Origin of the sequence: Lactonifactor longoviformis DSM 17459 (assembly GCF_900129135.1) — a bacterium.
Taxonomy (GTDB): Bacteria; Bacillota; Clostridia; order Lachnospirales; family Lachnospiraceae; genus Lactonifactor; species Lactonifactor longoviformis.
This window is the reverse complement of record NZ_FQVI01000017.1, coordinates 1-22,297: the sequence shown is the minus strand read 5'-3', so window position 1 is coordinate 22,297 and position 22,297 is coordinate 1. Positions and strand designations below refer to the sequence as shown.

Annotated in this window: 21 protein-coding genes; 18 read left to right on the top strand and 3 right to left on the bottom strand. The window is 45.1% G+C overall.

Annotation, left to right across the window (positions count from 1 at the left end; translation table 11 throughout):
• Positions 1 to 8: 8 nt before the first annotated feature.
• Together BUA56_RS14655 and BUA56_RS14650 are read left to right on the top strand one after the other, a co-directional pair.
• Positions 9 to 464: a MarR family winged helix-turn-helix transcriptional regulator gene (locus tag BUA56_RS14655; RefSeq protein WP_072853068.1), complete on the top strand. Its 456-nt coding sequence runs from the start codon at positions 9 to 11 to the stop codon at positions 462 to 464.
• Positions 461 to 961 (top strand): flavodoxin domain-containing protein, encoded by a 501-nt coding sequence (locus tag BUA56_RS14650; RefSeq protein ID WP_072853067.1) that lies wholly within the window; start codon positions 461 to 463, stop codon positions 959 to 961. The genes BUA56_RS14655 and BUA56_RS14650 overlap by 4 nt, the downstream gene beginning before the upstream one ends.
• A 59-nt stretch (positions 962 to 1,020) precedes the next feature.
• Here BUA56_RS14650 and BUA56_RS14645 read toward each other — a convergent pair whose 3' ends face one another.
• Positions 1,021 to 1,896, bottom strand: coding sequence for an AraC family transcriptional regulator (locus BUA56_RS14645; RefSeq protein ID WP_072853065.1), 876 nt, complete (start codon positions 1,894 to 1,896; stop codon positions 1,021 to 1,023).
• Positions 1,897 to 2,172: 276 nt separating this feature from the next.
• Here BUA56_RS14645 and BUA56_RS14640 point away from each other — a divergent pair, with 276 nt between their 5' ends.
• From BUA56_RS14640 to BUA56_RS14595, 10 genes are all read left to right on the top strand, one after another.
• Positions 2,173 to 2,568 carry a pyridoxamine 5'-phosphate oxidase family protein gene (locus BUA56_RS14640; protein ID WP_072853063.1) on the top strand — a complete coding sequence of 132 codons (396 nt, stop codon included), beginning with the start codon at positions 2,173 to 2,175 and terminating at the stop codon, positions 2,566 to 2,568.
• A 41-nt stretch (positions 2,569 to 2,609) separates the two neighbouring features.
• Positions 2,610 to 3,470: an SIR2 family NAD-dependent protein deacylase gene (locus BUA56_RS14635; RefSeq protein ID WP_139249497.1), complete on the top strand. Its 861-nt coding sequence runs from the start codon at positions 2,610 to 2,612 to the stop codon at positions 3,468 to 3,470.
• On the top strand, positions 3,457 to 4,281 hold the full coding sequence (locus BUA56_RS14630; protein ID WP_072853059.1) for a protein-ADP-ribose hydrolase: 825 nt from the start codon (positions 3,457 to 3,459) through the stop codon (positions 4,279 to 4,281). The genes BUA56_RS14635 and BUA56_RS14630 overlap by 14 nt, the downstream gene beginning before the upstream one ends.
• Before the next feature lie 66 nt (positions 4,282 to 4,347).
• The gene (locus BUA56_RS14625) at positions 4,348 to 5,124 is read left to right on the top strand and encodes an epoxyqueuosine reductase (RefSeq protein ID WP_072853057.1); all 777 of its coding nucleotides are present in this window, start codon (positions 4,348 to 4,350) and stop codon (positions 5,122 to 5,124) included.
• A 248-nt stretch (positions 5,125 to 5,372) separates the two neighbouring features.
• Positions 5,373 to 6,179, top strand: coding sequence for a pyrroline-5-carboxylate reductase (gene proC / locus BUA56_RS14620; RefSeq protein ID WP_072853056.1), 807 nt, complete (start codon positions 5,373 to 5,375; stop codon positions 6,177 to 6,179).
• A gap of 32 nt (positions 6,180 to 6,211) precedes the next feature.
• A complete protein-coding gene (locus BUA56_RS14615; RefSeq protein ID WP_072853054.1) occupies positions 6,212 to 7,621 on the top strand; it encodes a trimethylamine methyltransferase family protein in 1,410 nt (469 codons plus the stop codon).
• A gap of 247 nt (positions 7,622 to 7,868) precedes the next feature.
• Complete coding sequence (locus BUA56_RS14610) at positions 7,869 to 8,438, top strand: helix-turn-helix domain-containing protein (protein WP_072853052.1); 570 nt, start codon at positions 7,869 to 7,871, stop codon at positions 8,436 to 8,438.
• Positions 8,439 to 8,801: 363 nt separating this feature from the next.
• Positions 8,802 to 11,183, top strand: coding sequence for a glycyl radical protein (locus BUA56_RS14605; RefSeq protein ID WP_341443446.1), 2,382 nt, complete (start codon positions 8,802 to 8,804; stop codon positions 11,181 to 11,183).
• 35 nt (positions 11,184 to 11,218) lie between these two features.
• Entirely contained in the window at positions 11,219 to 12,157 is a 939-nt protein-coding gene (locus BUA56_RS14600) for a glycyl-radical enzyme activating protein (RefSeq protein ID WP_072853050.1), read from the top strand.
• Between the two features lie 82 nt (positions 12,158 to 12,239).
• Positions 12,240 to 13,490: an MFS transporter gene (locus tag BUA56_RS14595; protein ID WP_072853048.1), complete on the top strand. Its 1,251-nt coding sequence runs from the start codon at positions 12,240 to 12,242 to the stop codon at positions 13,488 to 13,490.
• 85 nt (positions 13,491 to 13,575) lie between these two features.
• On the opposite strand, the gene BUA56_RS14590 is transcribed toward BUA56_RS14595, so the two are convergent.
• Both BUA56_RS14590 and BUA56_RS14585 read right to left on the bottom strand, forming a co-directional pair.
• Complete coding sequence (locus tag BUA56_RS14590) at positions 13,576 to 14,385, bottom strand: ABC transporter permease (protein ID WP_423241201.1); 810 nt, start codon at positions 14,383 to 14,385, stop codon at positions 13,576 to 13,578.
• Positions 14,378 to 15,154 carry an ABC transporter ATP-binding protein gene (locus BUA56_RS14585; protein WP_072853045.1) on the bottom strand — a complete coding sequence of 259 codons (777 nt, stop codon included), beginning with the start codon at positions 15,152 to 15,154 and terminating at the stop codon, positions 14,378 to 14,380. The genes BUA56_RS14590 and BUA56_RS14585 overlap by 8 nt, the downstream gene beginning before the upstream one ends.
• Positions 15,155 to 15,242: 88 nt before the next feature.
• On the opposite strand from BUA56_RS14585, the gene BUA56_RS14580 reads away from it, so the two are divergent.
• The 6 genes from BUA56_RS14580 (at position 15,243) to BUA56_RS14555 (ending at position 22,127) form a co-directional block, all read left to right on the top strand.
• Positions 15,243 to 15,908, top strand: a complete 666-nt coding sequence (locus tag BUA56_RS14580) for an epoxyqueuosine reductase QueH (protein ID WP_072853043.1) — start codon at positions 15,243 to 15,245, stop codon at positions 15,906 to 15,908.
• A 69-nt stretch (positions 15,909 to 15,977) separates the two neighbouring features.
• Complete coding sequence (gene argH / locus BUA56_RS14575; RefSeq protein ID WP_072853041.1) at positions 15,978 to 17,357, top strand: argininosuccinate lyase; 1,380 nt, start codon at positions 15,978 to 15,980, stop codon at positions 17,355 to 17,357.
• Positions 17,358 to 17,492: 135 nt separating this feature from the next.
• Positions 17,493 to 18,578: an aspartate-semialdehyde dehydrogenase gene (gene asd / locus BUA56_RS14570; protein WP_072853038.1), complete on the top strand. Its 1,086-nt coding sequence runs from the start codon at positions 17,493 to 17,495 to the stop codon at positions 18,576 to 18,578.
• A gap of 148 nt (positions 18,579 to 18,726) precedes the next feature.
• Complete coding sequence (locus BUA56_RS14565) at positions 18,727 to 20,787, top strand: DNA topoisomerase (RefSeq protein WP_072853036.1); 2,061 nt, start codon at positions 18,727 to 18,729, stop codon at positions 20,785 to 20,787.
• On the top strand, positions 20,768 to 21,442 hold the full coding sequence (locus tag BUA56_RS14560; RefSeq protein ID WP_072853034.1) for an acyltransferase: 675 nt from the start codon (positions 20,768 to 20,770) through the stop codon (positions 21,440 to 21,442). Before BUA56_RS14565 ends, BUA56_RS14560 begins: the two co-directional genes overlap by 20 nt.
• Before the next feature lie 136 nt (positions 21,443 to 21,578).
• Positions 21,579 to 22,127, top strand: coding sequence for a helix-turn-helix domain-containing protein (locus BUA56_RS14555; RefSeq protein WP_072853032.1), 549 nt, complete (start codon positions 21,579 to 21,581; stop codon positions 22,125 to 22,127).
• Positions 22,128 to 22,297: the final 170 nt, after the last annotated feature.

The window sequence follows — 22,297 nt, the reverse complement described above, 5'->3', positions numbered from 1 at the left end:
GATAAAGGATGTTAAATACTATGAATTTTGACGGGATGGATTCCATGCACTTTCTGGTTGGACTTCTGAACGAATTTGTCAATAGACTGCAGACAAAGGGAGATAGTTTTTTTAAAGAAATCAGCTGGAAGCAATGTTTTCTTCTGATCTGCATTAAACTGTTTGACAAACCGCCTGCTATTAGTGAATTATCAGGAGCTATAGGCACTTCACATCAAAATGTAAAGCAAATGCTTTTGAAACTGGAAAAGGGAGGATATATCAAACTTTTCCACGATTCAGAGGATCGCAGAAAGCAGAGGGTTATGATCTCTGAAAAAGGAATTGCCTTCGACCAAAAATATGCTGAGCCAAGCCGGGAATTTATGGAGCAGCTGTTCAGCGGCATAGACTCGGAGGAACTCAAGGTGACAGTGAAAACTATGATGAAGCTGGACAGTAATTTAAAGGAGATGCGTGAATGAACAGAATCGTGGTATATCAAAGTGAGACAGGGTTTACCAGGCAGTATGCTGAATGGATAGGGGCTGCTCTGGGGTGTGAAGCTAAGCCGTTAAAACATATTTCTCCCCAAGAGTTAAAAAAATATGAAGGTGTAATCTTCGGCGGTTGGATTATGGGAAATATGATTATGGGGCTTGAGAAGATAAGAAAAGTGATGCCGTGTGATTTTATTGTGTTTGCTGTGGGGGTTTCCCCGAAAAGTGACGTGCTGATACGTGAGATAAAAGAGCAGAATAAACTGGGGAACACTCCGTTTTTTTATCTGGAGGGCGGATTCCGCCAGGAACAGCTGGGGGTTGTAAAAAGGATGATGCTGAAAATGGTCAAAAAGTCAGTGCTGAAAAAGGAAAATAAGACAGAGCAGGATCTGTTCATGGCCCGGGCTCTGGGGACATCCTTCGACCATTCCGATGAAACCTTCATTCTGCCGCTGGTGAATTTTGCACGCTCGGAGTGAGTTCTTTGAATTTGTAATAAGCCGGTTGCACAATATAGCCTGCGCAACCGGCCTTTCTGCTATAGATCTTTCACCTTTGCCCACAGTTCAATGCAGCAGTCTTTCTCAAATGGGCGGAAATACTTTTGGATTAGTATATTTTCAGGAATGAGGCTGTGGGCGGGCAGCCATACGTCATACAGATATCTGCTGGCCTTATACAGAGCTTCGTCTACCAACAGCTCGAAAGTCTCCGCAGTATACCGGCATACAATATATGTGCCTGCCGGCATCGTGCGGGTCTCGCTGCCTCCTGTGCCCCAGATATCCTCAATACCTACAAAGTAGTTAAAATACCCCGGGCGATCGGAAAGGGTTAAAATGTCTGCCCCGATCGCATTGGCAGGGAGATCCCGTGCCACGGTATCCCACAGATCTGCGAGCATATTCACTTTCGGCTGGCCGAGTTCCTCTGCTTTGGCAAGTTTGCTTTGTCCGGTGAATACTATATCCTGCTCTACCAGGCGCCGGGAGATCTCCAAAACCATCTGATCCGTAACAAGAGGTTCCTGTATATCTGCCATTGTATGGTTCAAAGAAAGATCCGGCTTCGGGTAAACGTCCAGATGCACCTCACTTTTGCGGTAAGCATCCGGTGTAATCCCATACACTTCCTTAAAAACTGAGGAGAATGAGCTGTGACTCTGAAATCCGCATGCCACTGCCACCTCCAGGATACTTTTTTTTGTTTCTTCTCTCAGCACTCTGACCGATCTGGCCAGACGCCGCAATCGGATATACTCCATAACGCTTTTTCCTGTCAGCCGCTGGAACAGCCGCTGAAAATAAAATTTAGACAGATGACAGGCGGATGCCAGATCCTCTATGCGTATTTCCTCCCCACAATGTGCCTCAATATAATCTACAGCAATTTGAATAGATTCCCATGCGTACATAATCGTTACCTCCTGAACTGTATTCTATCACGAATCTTAAAGAGATATTTGCTCCAGAATGCCTTTTTGCATTTTTGCGCTGACAGGTACATGGTATCTTTTATATACTATGTCTCTTATAAGTGCCTATCCCACTTCAAAGTGCGTACTTTTCAAAAGATACTGAAGGCTTTATGATACTTGTATAAACAGCAGCTGTTGTAGGAAACTCAAAATATCTGCGGGGCAGCTTTTCAGGCGTGTCCCGGTATGTAAATAAGAAAGGAAGCAGAGGAAATGAGGAAAGTAGTAGAATTTTTACAGGCGAATCCGGTACAGTATCTGGCAACCGTGGGCAGAGACGGGAAAGCAAAATGCCGTCCGTTTATGTTCAGCTTTGAAAAAGACGGTAAGCTTTGGTTCTGCACGAATAACCAGAAAGAGGTTTATAAGGATATGCAGGAAAACCCGGAAGTGGAGATTAGTATATCCGACGCATCCTATGCCTGGCTTCGTCTGCACGGAACCGCTGTATTTGAAGATAATATGGAAGTGAAGGAAGGCTGCATGGAAAATCCTATTGTGAAAGGGCAGTATAATACTGCTGATAATCCGATTTTTACCGTATTTTATCTGGACCATCCCCACGGCGTGATTGCCGATTTTTCCGGCAATCCTCCTTATGAATTCTAGAGGTGATTACAGTGGATGCCATTGCAGAACTGTGTGAAAAGATGAAGCAGGCAGAGGCTGTCATTGTAGGAGCAGGAGCTGGTCTTTCTGCCTCTGCCGGCTTTTCCTACAGGGGAGAGCGCTTCCGCCAATATTTTTGGGACTTTGCAGAAAAATACCACTTCGATGATATGTACTCCGGAGGGTTTTACCCTTACGATACGCTGGAGGAATACTGGGCCTACTGGAGCCGGTATGTTTGGATTAACCGTTATATGGATGCTCCTAAGCCTGTCTATCAGAAACTTTTGGAATTGCTGAGAGATAAAGAGTACTTTGTGCTCACTACAAATGTTGACCACCAGTTTCAAACCGCCGGTTTTGAGAGGCAGAGGCTTTTCTATACACAGGGGGATTACGGACTGTTCCAGTGCAGCAAGCCCTGCCACAGAAAAACCTACGACAATGAAGAAACCATCCGCCGGATGTTTGAGCAGCAGAAAGATATGCTGGTACCCACGGAACTGATTCCGCGCTGTCCGGTGTGCGGCAGGCCTATGAGTATGAATCTCCGTGCGGATCAGACCTTTGTTGAAGATCAGGGGTGGCATCTCGCTGCGGAGAGATATGCATTGTTTCTGCAGCGGCATCAGAACCGGCGGCTTCTGTTTCTGGAGCTGGGTACGGGGTATAATACGCCGGGGATTATAAAATATCCGTTTTGGCAGATGACTCAACAGGAGCCCGGGGCTTTTTATATCTGTGTCAATAACACAGAGGCGTTTGCCCCGAAAGATATAGGCGGCAGGTCTCTGTGTATTGACAGGGACATCGGAGAGGTTCTTGAGCGTGCTTTGGCCTGGAACATGCAGGTGTATACCGGAACAAAGCCTGAGAAAGGAGCAGGTAATGGATCAGGATGAGAGATTGGACAGATTGCTGAGAGGATTCTGTGAGGACTCTTTGGATTACAAAAATTTGAAAGTGGAGAAAGAGGAGAGGAGAAACGCTCTGCGCGCCCTTATGAATCTCCGGATGCCCGGACCCCTTCCGGAGAAGTTTCTGCAGCTTCAGGACGAATTCCTTCGGGAAGAAGCCAGGGAGAAGGGAATCGTAACTCCGGAACAAATTCCATCCGTGAAGGAACAATATGGAGTCTTTGGCAGGCTTGCAGAGAGGATTTCTGTGTGGCAGGGAGATATTACCAGGCTCGCCGCAGATGCTGTTGTCAATGCGGCAAACTCCGGCATGCTGGGATGCTTTGTGCCCTGCCACAGATGTATTGACAATGCCATTCACTCCGCGGCAGGAGTACAGCTGAGACAGGAGTGCTTTGAACTTATGGAGAAGAAACGGAAGCTGTACGGGGCGGATTATGAGGAACCCACCGGCGGTGCAGAGATAACGCTGGCTTACAACCTGCCTGCAAACTACGTGATCCATACGGTGGGTCCCGTTGTGCACGGGAGTCTCAGCCGCTCCCTGGAGCAGGAGCTGAGAAATTGTTATCAGTCATGTTTGAAGTGTGCTTCTGCACACAACATAAAAAGCCTTGCGTTCTGCTGTATTTCCACAGGAGAATTTCATTTTCCCAATGAAAGAGCGGCAGAGATCGCTGTGAAAACAACAGCGGCGTATCTGGAAGAGCATGCGGAAATAGAAAAGGTTATCTTTAATGTATACAAAGATTGCGATCTGGAGATCTATCAATCTGTTATTGAGCAGCGGATCTGACCATGCAAATGCTGCTATTTATATCAACAAGAAAAGTGCGGGGCATAGGAAAAGAAAGGGGATTTTATGGTATATGAAGAGATAAAAGATATGGTTGCAGCATTTGTAAGCACCTACCAAGAAAATAATTCTACTATGACCGGTTGGAGAACGCCCATAACAGGCATCGCAGACGCAGGGGATCCTTTGTTTCGGAAGCTGAAGGAAACTATCGGACCCAATCATGCATTTCCCTCGGATATACTGCCGGGTGCGAGGTCAGTTATAGCTTACTTTATACCTTTTTCAGCGGAAGTTATCAACAGCAATATCCCGGATGAGGAAAGTTCCAGAGAGTGGGACTACGCCAACATAGAAACCAATCAGCTTCTGCTGGATCTCAATCAGTTTCTCTGTACAAAGATGGAAGCTGCGGGATACCATGCATCTCTGCTTCCTCCCACGTATCATTATGATGAAGAGAAGCTTATCAGTGACTGGTCTCATAAAAGCGCTGCCTACATAGCTGGAATCGGCACATTTGGGATCCACCATGTACTTATCACTAAAAACGGCTGCTGCGGCAGGCTGGGCAGTGTCGTCACAGACCTGAGCCTTACTCCTACGAAGAGACCGGACAGAGAGTACTGTCTCTATAAACGAAATGGAAGCTGCGGCAGGTGTGTAGAGCGGTGTGTGAACCTTGCATTTGAAAGAGAGGGCAAGGATATAAGTTATGAAAGGAAAAAATGCAATGAGCAGATATACGGAAAGATCGTGCCGCAATATGCCATTGGGGCGGGAGATGCCTGCGGAAAGTGTATGTGCGGGGTTCCCTGTTCTGTGAAGGCCCCCGGTATATGAAAAAAAATATAAGCTTGATCAGAAGCAAAGGCAGTCTACAGACAGTAGTTAGAGCCTTTGCTTTTGTTTTTGTGTGAAATTATCTCGAAATTATCCTATAAAAGAAAATTATCATAAATTATCTTGACGGGATAAAAAGCTTGCTATATACTATAGATAAAGGGGGACAGATACAATGAATTGGCTAATGTCCTCAACTCGAAAATTTAATTGCGCATGAAGCGCAGGAGAAAGGATGGGTTCATATAATGAGCACAACAGTTAGATGTATTGGGGCCGGGAATATCGTAAAGGCGATTCTTTCAGGTGTGGAAAAAAGCGGTGTTTACAGAACGGACGAGATGGCTATCTTTGATATTTCGTCAGTCGTACGGGAAGAATTCAAAGAGAGAGGCTATACTGCTTTTGAGTCTATTGGGGAATTGGTAAAAGGTGCTCCTATTGTTTTGATTGCTGTGACGCCTCAGGTGATTAGTTCTATTATACAAGAGGTGAAGGAGGCTTTGTCCTCTGAAACCGTGCTGCTTTCTGTTGTGGCGGGTATGAGCACGGAGTGGTATCGCGAGAGGTTGGGAGATAAGTGTAAGGTTGTAAGGTGCATGCCTACCCTGACAGCCCAGGCAGGTATGGGAGCTTTTGCGGTTTCTCGAGCACCTGCGGTATCGGATGGGGATTTTGAAGAGGTAAATCGTTTCCTGTCAAGCTGCGGTATCGTTGAGGAGATACCAGAGTCTCTTATGTGTGAAGTTGTTCCCATAAATGGTTCAGCTCCGGCTTATTTTTATCATATGGCCCAGGTGGTAGTAGAAGAGGCGGTACATATGGGTTTTGATGAAAAGACTGCGCTGCGGCTGTTCGCTCAGACGATGAAGGGCAGTGCTGAGATGCTCCTGAATTCAGGAATGAACGCAGAGACGCTGGAAAATAAGCTGCGCCTTCCGGGGGGGACGACTCTCGCTGCTCTTGATAAAATGGATGAATTTGGCTTTGATACCTGCCTGAAAGAGGGCATAAAGGCCTGTGTTGACCGCTGCAGAGAGCTGGGGCAGCTGTAAGTATCAAATAAAATGAAAAGGGAGAAAAACTTATGCAGAGATATCAGGTTTTATCACAAAATGAAATTGAACAGATCCATGAAAATACACTTCGCATTATGGAAAATATCGGAGTGGTTATGACGTATCGGCCTGCGAGAGATATTCTGGAAAAGGGCGGTGCTATACTTGATGGCGAACGAGTACGGTTTCCGCAAAAGATGGTTGAGAAGGAATTGAAAAATGTTCCGTCATCCTTCACTATGTATGCCCGTAATCCGAAATACAATGTGACACTTAACACGGAAGATTCTGTGTATGCCGGTCCAAACTGTCCTCCGTTTGTTACAGATATGGACAGAGGCAGACGCCCGGGAACGCTGGCAGATTTTATTGAAATTATTAAAATCTGCGATCGGCTGAAAAATGTTGATATCCAGAGCCAGATTCCCTGCGAACCGGGGGATGTTGAGGTGGCAAGGCGTCCCGATGTTATGCTTTATAATACATTAAAGTACAGTGAGAAGCCTTTTATGGGGAGCTCTCTGGGGTATGAAAATGCGAAAAGGGGTATTGAAATGGCCTCTCTTGCATTTGGCGGTATGGAAGCAATAAAAGAAAAGCCAATTATGGCCTCTATTCCCTGCACACTGACTCCCCTTGCCTATGATGACAGCATGTTGGGAGCTCTGATGGCTTATGCAGAGGCACGTCAGCCCCAATTGATTAATTCTCTTGCGATCGCAGGAATGACAGCTCCAACTACTCTGGCCGGCTTGGTTTCGGTTCAGAATGCAGAGGTTCTGGCGGGGATTGTCCTGGCTCAGCTTATTAGCCCGGGGACTCCTATTGTCTACTCGGGTGCCGGATCGAACGCGGAGATGTCCAGCGGGGTATTATCCATTGGTTCCCCGGAGCACGCCCTGGTTTCCCTGGTTGTGGGACAGCTGGCAAAATATTATCAGATTCCATGCAGAATCAGCGGTGCACTTTCTGATTCTAAATTGGTGGATGCACAGGCAGGTTATGAATCGGCAGTGACTCTTACGATGGGTCAGATGGCAGGCGGAAATTTTATTCTCCACGGTGTAGGAATTATAGAAGGCTATAACTGTACCTCTTTGGAAAAGTTGGTAATTGATAATGAGATTATTGGCTATATGAAACGAATCAATAAAGGGGTGGCTGTCAACGAAGAAACACTTGCATACGATGTGATAGAAGAGATCGGACCTAAAGGCACTTTTCTTGTACATGATCATACACTGGAAAACTTCCGGGATGAATTCTACATGCCGACAATCGGTGACCGGTGGGTGTATGATCAGTGGAAGAGCAGAGGCGGTCTTTCTGTTGAAGAGCGGGCCAATAAAAAATGGAAAGAAATATTGGAAAATTACGGAGAACCTACTCTGCCTAACGATATTGATGCAGAGCTGCAGAAGTTTATGGAAATATATTAGCAGGAGTATGTTTTTTGGCTAGGTATAATTTAGAGTAAGAATCTCCCGGAGGATTGTTCATACAGACCTCCGGGAGATTCTTTTCTCGTATTCTGCTGACATAAAGAGAAGAAAATCCGGACAAATCGAGAAAATTACTTATCATTCTCTCTGCCTTATGTTATACTTTATCATATGGTTAAGGTGGTATACCCGCCCATAGAACGGCGGCACTGTTAGAAATTATCTTAAGAATGAGGAAATAAATATGACAGATTTCAAATTATTGGGTAAAAAGTTAAAAAGCCTGCGTAAAGAAAAGATGCTGACGCTTCAGCAGTTATCGGAACGGTCGGGGATATCTACCGGATATATTAGTAAAATTGAGCGGGGGGCTGTAAATCCATCGGTAAAAAATATACAAAAATTGTGTTTTGTTCTGGATATCACAGCTAATGAATTAATGATTGATGAGACAGAGACAGAGAAGATAAGCAGTACTAACAAAGAAAAGAGCTATATTTTACGGAAAGAGGAGCGCCTTCCTATTTACGGGATTGTGAATGCTCTTGATTTTGAGTCGGTATTTGAGGATAGTCCGCATTTTAAAGTGAATGTCCTGACGCTGGTGAGCGGTATGCGGGAACAGTCTTATAATGTCCATAGCTACGACGAATTCGGAATAGTAGCCAAAGGGAAGCTGGGGCTGGAAATGGATGATGGGAACTATGAACTTTCAGAAGGAGACTGTATTATGATACGCGCAAATACAAAGCATACGATAACAAACCGTTCATCTGAAGAATGCATCAGCTACTGGATCGAAATCTCCAAATAAAGGACAACATATCCGGTAAAATAATTTTGCTGTTGCCGGGATGATTTCATAAGTTGGGAATATTTTGTTTATCTAAAATGATAATTTATCTTGTGTTTTTAGGCTGTATAGTCGAAACTGGGATAAATTATCATTTTTTTTTATAATAAAGTTTGTTTAAATATCACCTGAAAACTAGCGCATATCGGAATGAAACCCCTATAGACATAGTTTTTGTCATTAATAAGTATATCATATAAGAAATATTTCTTAAATGATAATTATCCTCTTGTTAAAACATATGTAAAATGTTATAGTTATTATAACAATAAGTATTCGGCCGGAAACCGTTTCATTTAGGAATACATATGGGAGGTAACTATTGTGAAAGACAAAGTAAACATGAACCGTATTATGAGGCTCAAAAACAGGGTCTTAAATACTCGTCCGGAAATGGATCTTGAAAATGCACTGATTCTGACCCGGGGGTTCCGGGAGTCAGAGGGGGAACCCTTAGTAGTTCAAAAGGCATATGCCTTTCGAAAGCAGTGTCTGGAAAAGACAGTAAAAATATGGGATGATGAATTGATTGTGGGCAATTCAGGAAGCAAGCAGCGTGGTGGCCTGCTGTGCCCTGATACCTGCTGGTCTGTACTGGATGATGAGCTGGACACCATAAGCACTAGGAAATACGATCCTTTTTATCTGAGGGATGAGGATAGAGAGCATTTTGTGGATGAGATCCGCCCTTACTGGAAGGGAAGGTCTACCTATGAAAAATGGCTCTGTCAGATACCAGAAGATACCAGAATTCTTCGTGACTGCGGGGTCCTGTATATTAACCGCAAAGCTGTCCGCGGCTGGGGGGAGACAACTGCGGGATACGAAATGATTATAAAAGAGGGGATAGAAGGGATAAAAAGACGGATTGAAGAGACGAGAGCAGCTTTGGATATCACGAAACCGGGCCATTATGAAAAGATGGTATATCTCCGTGCTCTTTCTCTCAGTGCTGACGGGGTAATTCAGCTGGCAAGGCGTTATTCGGCAGAAGCATCAAGGATGGCAGAAAACGAGACCGTTAAGACGAGAAAAGAAGAATTACTGTCTATCGCGGAGATCTGCAGAAGAGTTCCTGAAAAACCTGCGGAGACATTCAGAGAGGCACTCCAATCCTTCTATATATATCACACCTGTATTTTTATGGAACAGAATGCGGCAAGCTATAATCCGGGAAGAATGGACCAATATCTCTATCCCTTTTACAAAGCAGATCTGGAAGCAGGGAGAATTACACCTCAGGAGGCTCAGGAACTGCTCGACTGCCTGTGGGTCAAGTTCAGTGAGCCATGCCTCTTTCAGGATGAAAAGACAGCCCAATATTCTGCAGGCTATCCTATGTTCCAGAATATCTGTGTAGGCGGTGTGGATGAAAATGGAATGGATGCTGTCAACGAACTCTCTTATATGATTCTCCAGGCTACCATGGACGTACAGCTTTATCAGCCGTCCTTGTCTGTGCGGTATCATATGGTACGCAATCCCAATGCATTTTTGAAAAAGGTGGCGGAATTGATAAAACTGGGTACGGGATTCCCGGCATTTCACTGTGATGAGGTTGGCATTCAGATGCTGATGAACAAGGGAATTCCTTTGAAGGAGGCATATAATTGGAATCCTTGCGGCTGTGTGGAAACCAATCTTGCAGGAAAGATGCATTGCTATACGTCATATGCGGACTACAATTTAGGTTCTGTTGTAGAATTTGCTCTGAATGATGGCCGCAGCAGAAAGTACGGCATTCCCGCCGGGGCAAGAACAGGGAATCCATGTGATTTTAAGTCGTTTGAAGATTTTTTTAAAGCGGTAAAAGAGCAGATTACTTACATCATACGGGCAATGGTTGCGGGAAACCATGTAAATGATGATATTTGTCTGGAACGAGTATGTCCTGCCCTGTCTTTGTCATTTGAGGATTGTATTACAAAAGCAAAAGACTATGCCTGGGGCGGGCCGAAATACAATGTAGGCAACGGTCTGGATGCCATTGGGGTAGCGGACCTGATTAACAGCGTCTATGCAGTGAAGTATCTTGTTTATGATAAAAGGATGCTAAGTATGGAGAAACTTTTGGAAGCTTTGGAGCATAATTTTACTGGCTTTGAGGAGATAGAAAAATTGTGCCTGGAATGTCCGAAATACGGAAATGACGATGAGGATGTAAATCAATTAACCGCTGAATTGTTTAGCTTTATTGCTGACTTGATTGAATCCTTTGACAGTAAGTACGGCCACATGACGGCAGGGATTCTTCCGGTATCAGGAAATACGCCTTTTGGCCTGGAGGTCGGTGCTCTTCCGTCAGGGAGAAAGGCATATGTTCCCCTGGCCGACGGGGTCAGCCCGAATGCGGGAACGGACATAGAGGGGATGGGAGCCGTAATGAAATCTGTTTCTTTTATTCCCCATGGAAGGTTCAGCCAGGGAACTCTACTGAATCTGAAGCTGGATCCTGCGTTTAATCAGAGTGAAAATTCTACCCAGTCCTTAATGGCTTTTCTGAAGAGTATGTGCTCGCTTGGAGTTTTCCATGTGCAGTTTAATGTGATTGATAGGGATATACTCATAGATGCACAAAAGAATCCTGAAAAACATAAAGGATTATTAATCCGGGTGGCCGGCTATACTGCCTACTTTGTGGAACTGGGAAAAGAGGTTCAGGATGATATTATTTCGCGGACGGCACATGCCGGAGTGAATGTGTAAACATAGTAGAGAATAAATAGGAAAGGGTTATTTGTATGAGCAGAGAAGCTCAAATTCTGAGAATCGAGAAACTATCACCGAATGATGGAAAAGGTCTGCGGACAGTGGTGTTTTTTAAAGGATGTCCCCTCAGATGCAGGTGGTGTTCAACTCCGGAATCTCAGAAAATGGAACAGGAACTTTACTATCGGCAGGCTAAATGCCGAGGCTGCGGCAAATGCGTGAGCAGCTGCCCGCAGAAGGCTTTGTCTCTGGACGAAAGTGCAAACCGAATCAAGAGAGATGATAACAAGTGTACGAAGTGTCTTATTTGTGTAAAGGTCTGTCCGTCAAATGCGGCTGGTGTTTACGGCCAGGTTATGACTGTGGAACAGGTGATGAAAATCATTTTGCGGGATGAAGTATATTACTATCACTCCGGTGGTGGTGTCACCTTAAGTGGCGGAGATGTGCTTTGTCAGGCGGAATTTGCAAGGGACCTTTTATCTTTATGTAAAGATGCGGGAATTCATACTATGGCCGAACTGGATATGTATGGGGATTACAGTCGGATTGCAATGCTGCTGCCATACCTGGATGAGTTTTACGCTGATATTAAGATAATGGATGGTAAAATACATAAACAGTATACAGGTGTGGATAATCATTTGATTTTAGAAAATATAAAGAAGGCATCCAAATTCAGCAGGCCGGGTGCGCTTCATATCCGTGTTCCGCTGATATGGAATATAAATGATAATCCAGAGAATATATCAGAGACAGCAGAATACTGCAAAGCGCTTGCTTCCTGTGAAGAACTGGAATTCCTGCCGTACCACCGCCTTGGAGAGTCTACCTATGAATATCTCGGGCGGGGATATACAATGAGCGATTTGAAGCCCATGACTTTTGAGGAGGCTTATGAAAAAGTTGCTTTTCTGAAGAATTTCAATATTCCTTTTCCTGTCAAAGTATCCGGCAGAATTCTGAATTAGTCAGCCGGTATGGTTTACAAAAGGGGACAGACTGCCCTATTACTAATTGTACCGTCAATCGGACGGTGGAACGGAGAAGCTTATGAGAAAAATGGGTTTTAAGAAGTTAATGATTTTTATTATATTGAGTGCAACCGTTGCGCTCGCTTATCAGATTCCATATCTTCGGTTTACATTTTATGATCAGATGACTGCTGCGCTAAATCTCACAGATACACAGATGGGACTGATGGCTACGGCGGTATCTCTGACCAGTACTCTCTGTTATCCTATTGGAGGCATCTTTGCTGAGAAGTTTTCCTGCAGAAATCTGATCATTATTTCATTAGCCGGTCTGGCTGCCTGTACGGTGGTGTATTCTATGACAACTAATTTTGTAGTTTTAATGATCGTACACATTTTGTACGGATTTTTTGGTATTGCCACTTTGTGGTCTGCCTACCTGACAGGGATACGTTCTCTTGGGGATGAAGAGAGCCAGAGTACTCTTTTTGGAAGCAGCGAGGCTACCCGGGGAATTATTCAGGCTGTGGGAGGCTTTCTCTTTCTGGGCATTATGGGTGCGGCAGCGTCTGCTGCTTCCGGTTTCCGCTTTGTTCTCCTTGCGGGGATGGTTATCTGTGTACTCTTTCTCATTCTGGCCTTTATCTTTCTTCCAAAGGGGGAACTGAACGGGGAGGACATCGTGAATGATAGTGAAACATCATATACTATGCTGGATGCTCTCAAGTGCAAGGGGGTGTGGATTACTATTGGTCTGGTAGCCTGCGCATTCGTATCCTGGACTTTGGGTAATGGATATCTGACCACCTATACGGTACGCGTTCTTGGAGTTGCTGAGTCCACGGCTTCCACACTTGGTATTATTAGAAGCTATATTATTGTATTTCTGGCCGGATTTATCGGCGGCTGGCTGCTGGATAAGTTTACCTTCAAGGGAAAAGGCTTTTTTGTATTATTTACGGCAGTGATAGCAGCTACTGCAGCAATGATGCTTACAAGCAAAGTAGTGCCCGTATGTATTGTTATCACAATGATCCTTGCATTTATTGCAAATATAATGAAATCCACCTATTGGAGTACTATGGGTCAGGCGGGTATCCCAATGAAGATGACGGCGGTTGCCACAGGAGTCGTTTCATTTATTGCTTTTATACCTGATTTTATTGTTCCTACAGTTGCCGGTGTATGGCTGGATGAGGCAACTAAGGCGGGCAATGTGGCAGCAGGCTTCCATAAAATCTTTATTCTTTTGTTTGTGTTCTCGGCTGCTGGTCTGGTAATATCAGTAATCTTAACAAAACAGGCAAAGTCAATAAAAGGACAGGAATAATATCATTCCAGGAAACGGGCTGCCAGTCAAATAAAATGAAGAGGAAGGATGCTGTGCCTTCCTCTTCATTTTATTGGTCTCTTGCCTACAGCCTTTTCAGATACATTTTCTCAGCCAGATTAATGAGAGAGTATAAAATCATTGCCATAATGCATAACAGTACGATTGACATGATAACCCAGTCCAGCTTAAATACCTGGCTGCCATAGATGATCAGATAACCAAGCCCCTCTTTAGAGCCGATAAATTCACCGATTACCACACCTACCAGGCAAAGGCCGATATTAACTTTCATAACCCCGAGAATTACAGGTACAGAAGCCGGAAGTACAACCTTCAGCAGAGTATCTTTTTTCTTTCCTCCCAGAGTATAGATAAGTTTTATCTTATCCGGATCTACCTCCTTGAAGCCGATGTAGAGGTTTATGATAGCTCCGAAAATTGCCACGGACATGCCCGCAACAATGATTGTGGTAGTGTTTGCCCCAAGCCATACGATAAGAAGAGGAGCCAGCGCAGATTTTGGGAGGCTGTTTAAAACTACCAGATATGGTTCAAGGATGGCCGATACCTTGGGGGAGGACCACAGAAGTACGGCGATGCCCACACCGAAGATTGTGACGAAGAAAAAACTGGCCAGTGTCTCCCACAGAGTAACTCCCATGTGAATAAACAGGGAGTGGTTCTGTGCCATGGAGATCATGGTTTTTATAACCCTGCTGGGACTGCTGAATACAAAGGAGTCTATCCATGTAAGACGCGTGCTGATTTCCCACAGTGCTACAAAGATAACAAAGATTGCTGCCCGTGCCAGCTGCACCAGCTGACGGGAGCGCTTCAGGTTTTTCAGGTATTGTCTCTGCCCCGTAGACATTTTAACCACTTCTTTACTCACCGTGATTCAGCTCCCGCCAGATAAGATTAAAATACGTTTTGAAATTAGGGGCATTTCTGGAACCCATGGGGGTTCTTTCTTCCTGGTCAATTTCCAATTCTATAGGAACCGTCTTCTGAACAGTTGCGGGGCGTTTGGTCAGAACGATAACGCGGTCGGCCATGCTGATGGCTTCCGAGATGTCGTGGGTTACTAATACGGCGGTCTTAGATTCATGTTTTATAATCTTGCCAATATCGTCGCTTACATTAAGGCGTGTCTGATAATCCAAAGCAGAAAAAGGTTCATCCAATAAAAGAAGGTCAGGTTCCAATGCCAGAGTGCGGATAAGGGCTGCTCTCTGACGCATTCCACCTGACAGCTGCGAAGGCTTGGAGTTTTTAAAGGTGTCAAGTCCGTATGTCTGCAAAAGGGAATCAATCTGCTCTCTCTTTTGAGGGGTATCTTTCTTCTGAATCTCTAATCCTAACAGTACGTTGCTGTATATGGTTCTCCACTCAAACAGGTGATCTTTCTGCAGCATATAGCCGATATTCATCTGATTCTCACTTAATTTCTTTCCATTCATCAGGATCTCTCCCTCTTCAGGGGTGAGAAGGCCTGAGATCAGGTTCAGGAGCGTGGATTTGCCGCAGCCGCTGGGGCCTACTATGGCGACAAATTCACCTGGCTGAACCTGAAAAGATATATGGGATAGTGCTAAAGTCTCTCCATCTTCGCTGTGATAAGAAAGACTGATATCTTTTAATTCTAACAAAGGTGTTTGCATAGGCGTCCTCCATGATGTGTATATAGTATCATATGAAATTGAAAGAAAAGAGTGCTGATGCTATAATGAAAAAGAGGTGAAACCACACATGAACAGAAATTATCAAAAGGAAATGGAAAAAGTCATCGAAAGGCTGAAAAAAGAGCGTTCTGTACCGCGTCTGCTTCTGCACAGCTGCTGTGCACCCTGCAGCAGCTATGTACTGGAGTATTTGTCCCGCTATTTTAAGATTACAGTCCTGTATTATAATCCGAACATTTATCCCAGGGAGGAGTTTCTGAAAAGGAGAAAGGAGCAGGAAGAGTTTATCCGCCTCCTGCCTGCGGCACATCCCATAGAGTTTCTGGGAAGCGAATACAGGGAACAGGAATTCTATGATGCAGTAAAAGGATATGAACAGATCCCGGAAGGAGGAGAGCGGTGCTTCCGCTGTTATGCCCTGCGTTTGGAGGAAGCAGCCAGGGAGGCGAAAAAAGGGGGATATGATTTCTTTACTACTACGTTGAGTATCAGCCCTCTGAAAAATGCCGGGAAGCTAAACGAAATTGGAGAGGCGCTGGCAGAGAAATATGGGACCGCTTATCTTTCCTCGGATTTCAAGAAGAAAAATGGCTATAAACGTTCCACAGAACTTTCCAGGGAATATGGAATCTACCGGCAGGATTACTGCGGCTGCGCATTCTCTAAAAAAGAGCGGGAGACGGCCAAAAGAGAGCAGAAAAGCCGACAAAATTCTTGCAATGCCTTGGGCTAGATGATACACTAATACACGATTATAAGCGGACAGCGAAGATAAAATGAAGAAAGAAATGAGGATAAAAAAATGGCACAGTTATGGGGCGGCCGTTTCACAAAGGAAACGGACCAGTTAGTTTATAATTTTAATGCATCCATTGGGTTTGATCAGAAATTTTACAGACAGGATATTGCGGGAAGCATGGCACATGTTAAGATGCTTGCAAAGCAGGGAATTCTCACAGAGGAAGAAAAGACGCAGATTCTGGACGGACTGGAGGGGATTCTAAGGGATGTGGAAAACAAAACCCTGGAGATCACAAGTGAATATGAAGATATTCACAGTTTTGTGGAGGCAACTCTTATCGGACGCATCGGGGAACCTGGAAAAAAGCTTCATACAGGAAGAAGCAGGAATGACCAGGTGGCTCTGGATATGAAGCTCTATACCAGAGATGAGGTAAAAGAGATGGATGGACTGGTTAAGGAACTTCTTTGGACGCTTCTCCATATCATGGAGGAGAATACAGATACCTTTATGCCGGGATTTACGCATCTGCAGAAAGCCCAGCCGATCACCCTGGCACATCACATGGGTGCTTATTTTGAGATGTTTAAAAGAGACAGAGGGCGTCTTCAGGATATCCTGGAGAGAATGAATTACTGTCCTCTGGGTTCCGGAGCGCTTGCCGGAACTACCTACCCTCTGGATCGGGAGTATACGGCTGAGCTTCTGGACTTTGCGGGACCTACCTTAAACAGTATGGACTCTGTGTCGGACAGAGACTATCTGATCGAGTTTTTGTCTGCAATGTCCACTATTATGATGCATCTGAGCCGTTTTTCTGAAGAAATAATTATCTGGAATTCCAACGAATACCAATTTGTAGAAATCGATGATGCCTACAGCACAGGCAGCAGTATTATGCCCCAAAAGAAGAACCCGGACATTGCTGAACTGGTGCGGGGGAAAACCGGAAGAGTCTATGGAGCCCTGATGTCTCTTCTCACAACTATGAAAGGAATCCCTCTGGCTTACAATAAGGATATGCAGGAGGACAAGGAGCTGACCTTTGATGCCATTGATACGGTAAAGGGTTGCCTTGCTCTGTTTAACGGCATGCTCGCTGCCATGCAGTTTAAGAAAGAGAATATGGAGTCCAGCGCCCGGAATGGATTTACCAATGCAACAGATGCCGCAGATTATCTGGTGAATCACGGGGTTGCATTCCGGGATGCCCATGGAATTGTAGGGCAGCTGGTTCTGTACTGCATTGAAAAGGGAATCTCTCTGGACGATATGTCCCTGGAAGAATACAGAAAGATTAGCCCAGCCTTCCAGGAAGATATTTATGATGCCATCAGCATGAAAACCTGCGTGGAAAAGAGAATGACTATAGGTGCGCCGGGGGAAGAGGCTATGAAACAGGTGATAGAGATCAACAGAAAATATCTGGAAAAAAATTAAAAAAAGTGTTGATTTTTCCCTGCATATAGTATAGTATTGTTTAGGAAAGACAAATGTACGCGGTGCAAAAACAAACAGACGATGTAGCCGTGTTTTTGTACCATACATAGAAATAATATCGAGGAGAGAAGTATTATGAGCGATAAGTTGAGAGTTGGTATCTTAGGAGCGACAGGTATGGTGGGACAGAGATTCATCTCCCTGTTGGAGGAACATCCCTGGTTTGAAGTAGTAACAGTAGCGGCCAGCGCAAGAAGCGCGGGCAAAACCTATGAAGAAGCAGTGGGGGGACGCTGGAAAATGGATACCCCTATGCCGGAAGCAGTTAAGAAGCTGGTGGTTATGAATGTGAATGAGGTAGAGAAAGTGGCAGCCAGCGTTGATTTTGTTTTCTCCGCAGTGGATATGTCAAAAGATGAGATTAAGGCTATCGAGGAGGCATACGCAAAGACGGAGACACCGGTAGTATCCAACAACAGCGCTCACAGATGGACCCCTGATGTGCCAATGGTAGTGCCTGAGATCAATCCGGAACACTTTGAAGTGATCGAATTTCAGAAGAAGCGTCTGGGAACCCAGAAGGGGTTTGTGGCTGTAAAGCCAAACTGCTCCATTCAGAGCTATGCGCCGGTTCTTACTGCCTGGAAGGAATTTGAACCGGTTGAAGTAGTCGCCACTACTTATCAGGCAATCTCCGGTGCCGGAAAAACCTTTAAAGACTGGCCGGAGATGGTAGAGAACATTATCCCTTATATTGGGGGAGAAGAAGAAAAGAGTGAGCAGGAGCCTCTGCGGCTTTGGGGCAAGGTAGAGGATGGAGTAATTAAGAAGGCCGCTCTTCCGGTAATTACCTGCCAGTGCATCCGTGTGCCAGTGTTAAATGGCCATACAGCTGCTGTCTTTGTTAAGTTTAATAAAAAACCTTCAAAGGAAGAGCTGATCGATCGTCTGGTGAATTTTAAAGGTGTACCTCAGGAATTGGATCTGCCAAGCGCTCCAAAACAGTTTATTCAGTATCTGGAAGAGGATAATCGTCCCCAGGTGAAGGCAGATGTTGACTATGAAAAAGGAATGGGTGTATCTGTTGGACGTCTGAGAGAAGACACGGTATACGATTTTAAATTTGTGGGATTATCCCATAATACAGTCAGAGGGGCCGCAGGAGGAGCTGTTCTGTGTGCGGAAACTCTGAAAGCAAAAGGTTATATCACAGCAAAATAAAAACAGTAAGCAGCAGCCGGCAGGCGAAGCGCGCGTCAGCAGCGTGTTTCCCTGCCGGTTTTGTCTTCTTGTGTTATTCATCTTAGGATGGTATAATAAGCTGGATCAAAAATTGCTGATGAAAATATGCCAAAGGAATAATTGCAGAATGTCAAAATCACTCTATATAGCAGAGAAACCCAGTGTAGCCCAGGAATTCGCCAAGGCACTGAAGGAGAATTTTAGAAGGGGCGACGGGTATCTGGAATCGGAACACGCTGTTGTGACCTGGTGCGTAGGGCACCTGATCACCATGAGCTACCCGGAAAAATATGACGCGAAGCTGAAAAGGTGGAGTTTAGAGACCCTGCCTTTTTTGCCGGAGGAATTCAAATATGAAATCATCCCTTCCGTAAGGAAACAATTTGATATAGTCAGCGGACTATTAAAGCGGGAGGACGTAGCCACCATCTATGTATGCACAGACTCCGGGCGTGAGGGTGAGTATATCTACCGTCTGGTGGAAATGATGTCCGGGGTGAAGGGAAAGGAACGCAAAAGAGTCTGGATTGACTCTCAGACAGAGGATGAAATAGTAAGGGGAATCCGTGAGGCCAGGGATTTGTCTGAATACGACAATCTATCTGCTTCTGCCTACCTCAGAGCCAAGGAGGATTACCTGATGGGGATCAATTTCTCCAGGCTTCTCTCCCTGAAGTACGGAAATGTGGTATCTGGTTATCTTCATACGAAATATACGGCAATCTCCGTGGGACGGGTGATGACCTGCGTACTGGGGATGGTGGTCCGCAGAGAGAGGGAGATCCGGGACTTTGTAAAAACCCCTTTTTACCGGGTCCTGGGAAAACTGAACCTTAACGGCAAGCCCTTTGACGGGGAATGGAGGGCGGCAGAGGGAAGCCGGTATTTTCAGTCCCCCCTTTTATATAAGGAAAACGGATTTAAGGAAAAGAAACATGCCCGGGAGCTTGCTGATATACTTTCCGCTCATCCGCCCCTGCAGGCAGTCATAGAAAAGATTGAAAAAAAGAAGGAAAATAAAAATCCGCCTCTGCTGTTTAATCTGGCTGAGCTTCAGAATGAATGCGCCAGACTTTTTAAAATCAGTCCGGATGAAACCCTTCAGGTGGTGCAGGAACTGTATGAAAAAAAGCTGGTTACGTATCCCAGAACAGATGCCAGAGTGCTCTCCTCTGCTGTGGCAAAAGAAATTCATAAAAATATTGGAGGCCTGCGTAATTATATACATGGGCAGTCTTTTGCTGCTGAGATACTTGAAAAAGGAAGTTACAAAAATATAGCTAAGACAAGGTACGTAAATGATAAGCAGATAACGGATCACTATGCTATAATTCCTACCGGACAAGGGCTTGCCGCCATAAACCGGCTTCCGGAAAAATCCCAAAAGGTATATGAGACCATCGTAAGGCGTTTCCTGAGTATTTTTTATCCTCCCGCGGTGTACCAGAAGGTGAACCTGGTGACGCTTGTGGAAAAGGAGCGGCTGTTTTCCAGCTTTAAGGTTCTGATCGCAGAGGGATATCTGAAAGTGACGGGGAATTCCTTTGACAGGAAAAAAGAAGACTCAGGTGAAAAAGGGGAGGAGACTTCCTGCGATGCAGCCTTCTTAGAAGCGCTTCAGAGTCTGAAGAAGCAGGGAGTAATTCCGGTGGACGGCTTTGAGATTAAGGAGGGGGAAACCTCGCCCCCCAAGCGTTATACCTCTGGTTCTATGATTCTTGCCATGGAGAATGCAGGTCAGCTCATAGAGGATGAGGAACTGAGGGCTCAGATCAAGGGCAGCGGGATCGGAACCAGTGCTACCAGAGCAGAGATACTGAAGAAATTAGTGACCATAAAATACCTTGGACTGAATAAGAAGACGCAGGTAATTACTCCCACACTTCTGGGAGAGATGATATTTGATGTGGTGAATGCGTCCATCCGTTCCCTGCTGAATCCGGACTTAACCGCAAGCTGGGAAAAGGGGCTGACCTATGTGGCAGAAGGGGATATTACCTCGGAAGAATACATGGTGAAGCTGGAGAACTTCATCAAAAGCAGAACTTACGGGGTTCTGAAGCTGAACAACCAGTATGTACTCCGCCAGTATTTTGATAAGGCGGCACAGAATTACAAGACATCACCCGGCCGGTCATCGGCAAATAAAAAGAAAGAAGGGAAAACAAATGGAGCAGTTAACAATTAAAGAGTTATACCAGGATTTGAACCAGACATTGGCAAAGGAACTGCTGGAGAAGTATACTTACCCCTGGGAGGTGCTTCCCCATATCAGCGAATTTATAGTGTCGCTGGGCAATTCTTTGGATGAGAAGGAGTACGAGAAAAAAGGAGAAAATATTTGGATTGCAAGGAGTGCTAAAGTAGCTCCCACAGCATATATCAACGGCCCGGCCATCATCGGAAAGGATGCAGAGGTCCGTCACTGCGCATTTATCAGAGGAAATGCTCTGGTAGGTGAGGGGGCTGTGGTTGGAAACTCTACAGAGCTTAAGAATGTTATCTTATTTAATAAAGTACAGGTTCCCCATTATAATTATGTAGGGGATTCGATCCTGGGCTTTAAGTCTCATATGGGGGCTGGATCCATCACTTCAAATGTGAAATCTGACAAAAAGCTTGTGATTGTAAAGGCAGCAAACAGAAAGATTGAAACTGGCTTAAAAAAATTCGGAGCTATGCTCGGAGATGAAGTGGAAGTGGGCTGCGGATCTGTGCTGAATCCTGGAACCGTTGTGGGTTCACATACCAATATCTATCCTCTGTCATCAGTAAGAGGTGTGGTTCCCTCCAACAGTATTTACAAAAATAAAACTGAGATTGCAGAAAAGGCAGATGATTAGAGAATTGAGAAATCCGGCAAGACTGGTTGACAATTGGGCACATTTTTGCTAGACTAATCGCATATTGAGAAAACGAAGGCGTTTTGGTAGACTACCAGAGCGCCTTTTTGCTGTCTGTAAAGGAGTAATGTGTTCTATGGATGTATTGAATAAAAACGTTGCAGCAAATCTGAAAAGGATTCGAAAGGCAAAAAATATGAGTTTGGACGCAGTCTCTGTTCAGACTGGGATCAGCAAAAGTATGCTGGGGCAGATTGAGCGGGGACAGTCCAATCCCACAGTGGCAGTCCTGGGGAAAATTGTCAGCGGACTCCGTGTCAAATTCCAGGATTTACTGGGGACGCCGCCTCTTGATACATACATCGTTGAGGGTGACAAGATCGCTCCCATAAAAAAGTCCAAAGATCAATATAAGGTTTTTGTCTATTTCCCTTATGAGGAGGAGAGGAGCTTTCAAATCTATAAAATACAGATCTATCCCGGCTGCAAATATGCGACCGAATCCCATGGAGAGCATACGGCAGAATATATTCTGGTAACAGAAGGAGAGCTGACCGTTCAGGTGGGGGATACGTTTCATGTGATAAAGAAAGGGAACGCTATGCGGATGGAAACGGATAGGGAACATGCTTATTGGAACTGGGGGCAGGAGATGCTTTGGGTTGATATAGTGTTTTCCTGGTGAGGCAGGGGGACGGTGAGAGGAATCCCGCGGCAGCGGGCTGGCTGGGTTGGGCGGGAGGGAGGCTTAAGGTCCGGGGACACCTCCGTCGCGAGGAGAGTCTAAGACAAAACCGGAATCCCCGCCGGAGCACCGTTCGTATGTGCAAAGAATGCTTGATGTGCATTCTCTGC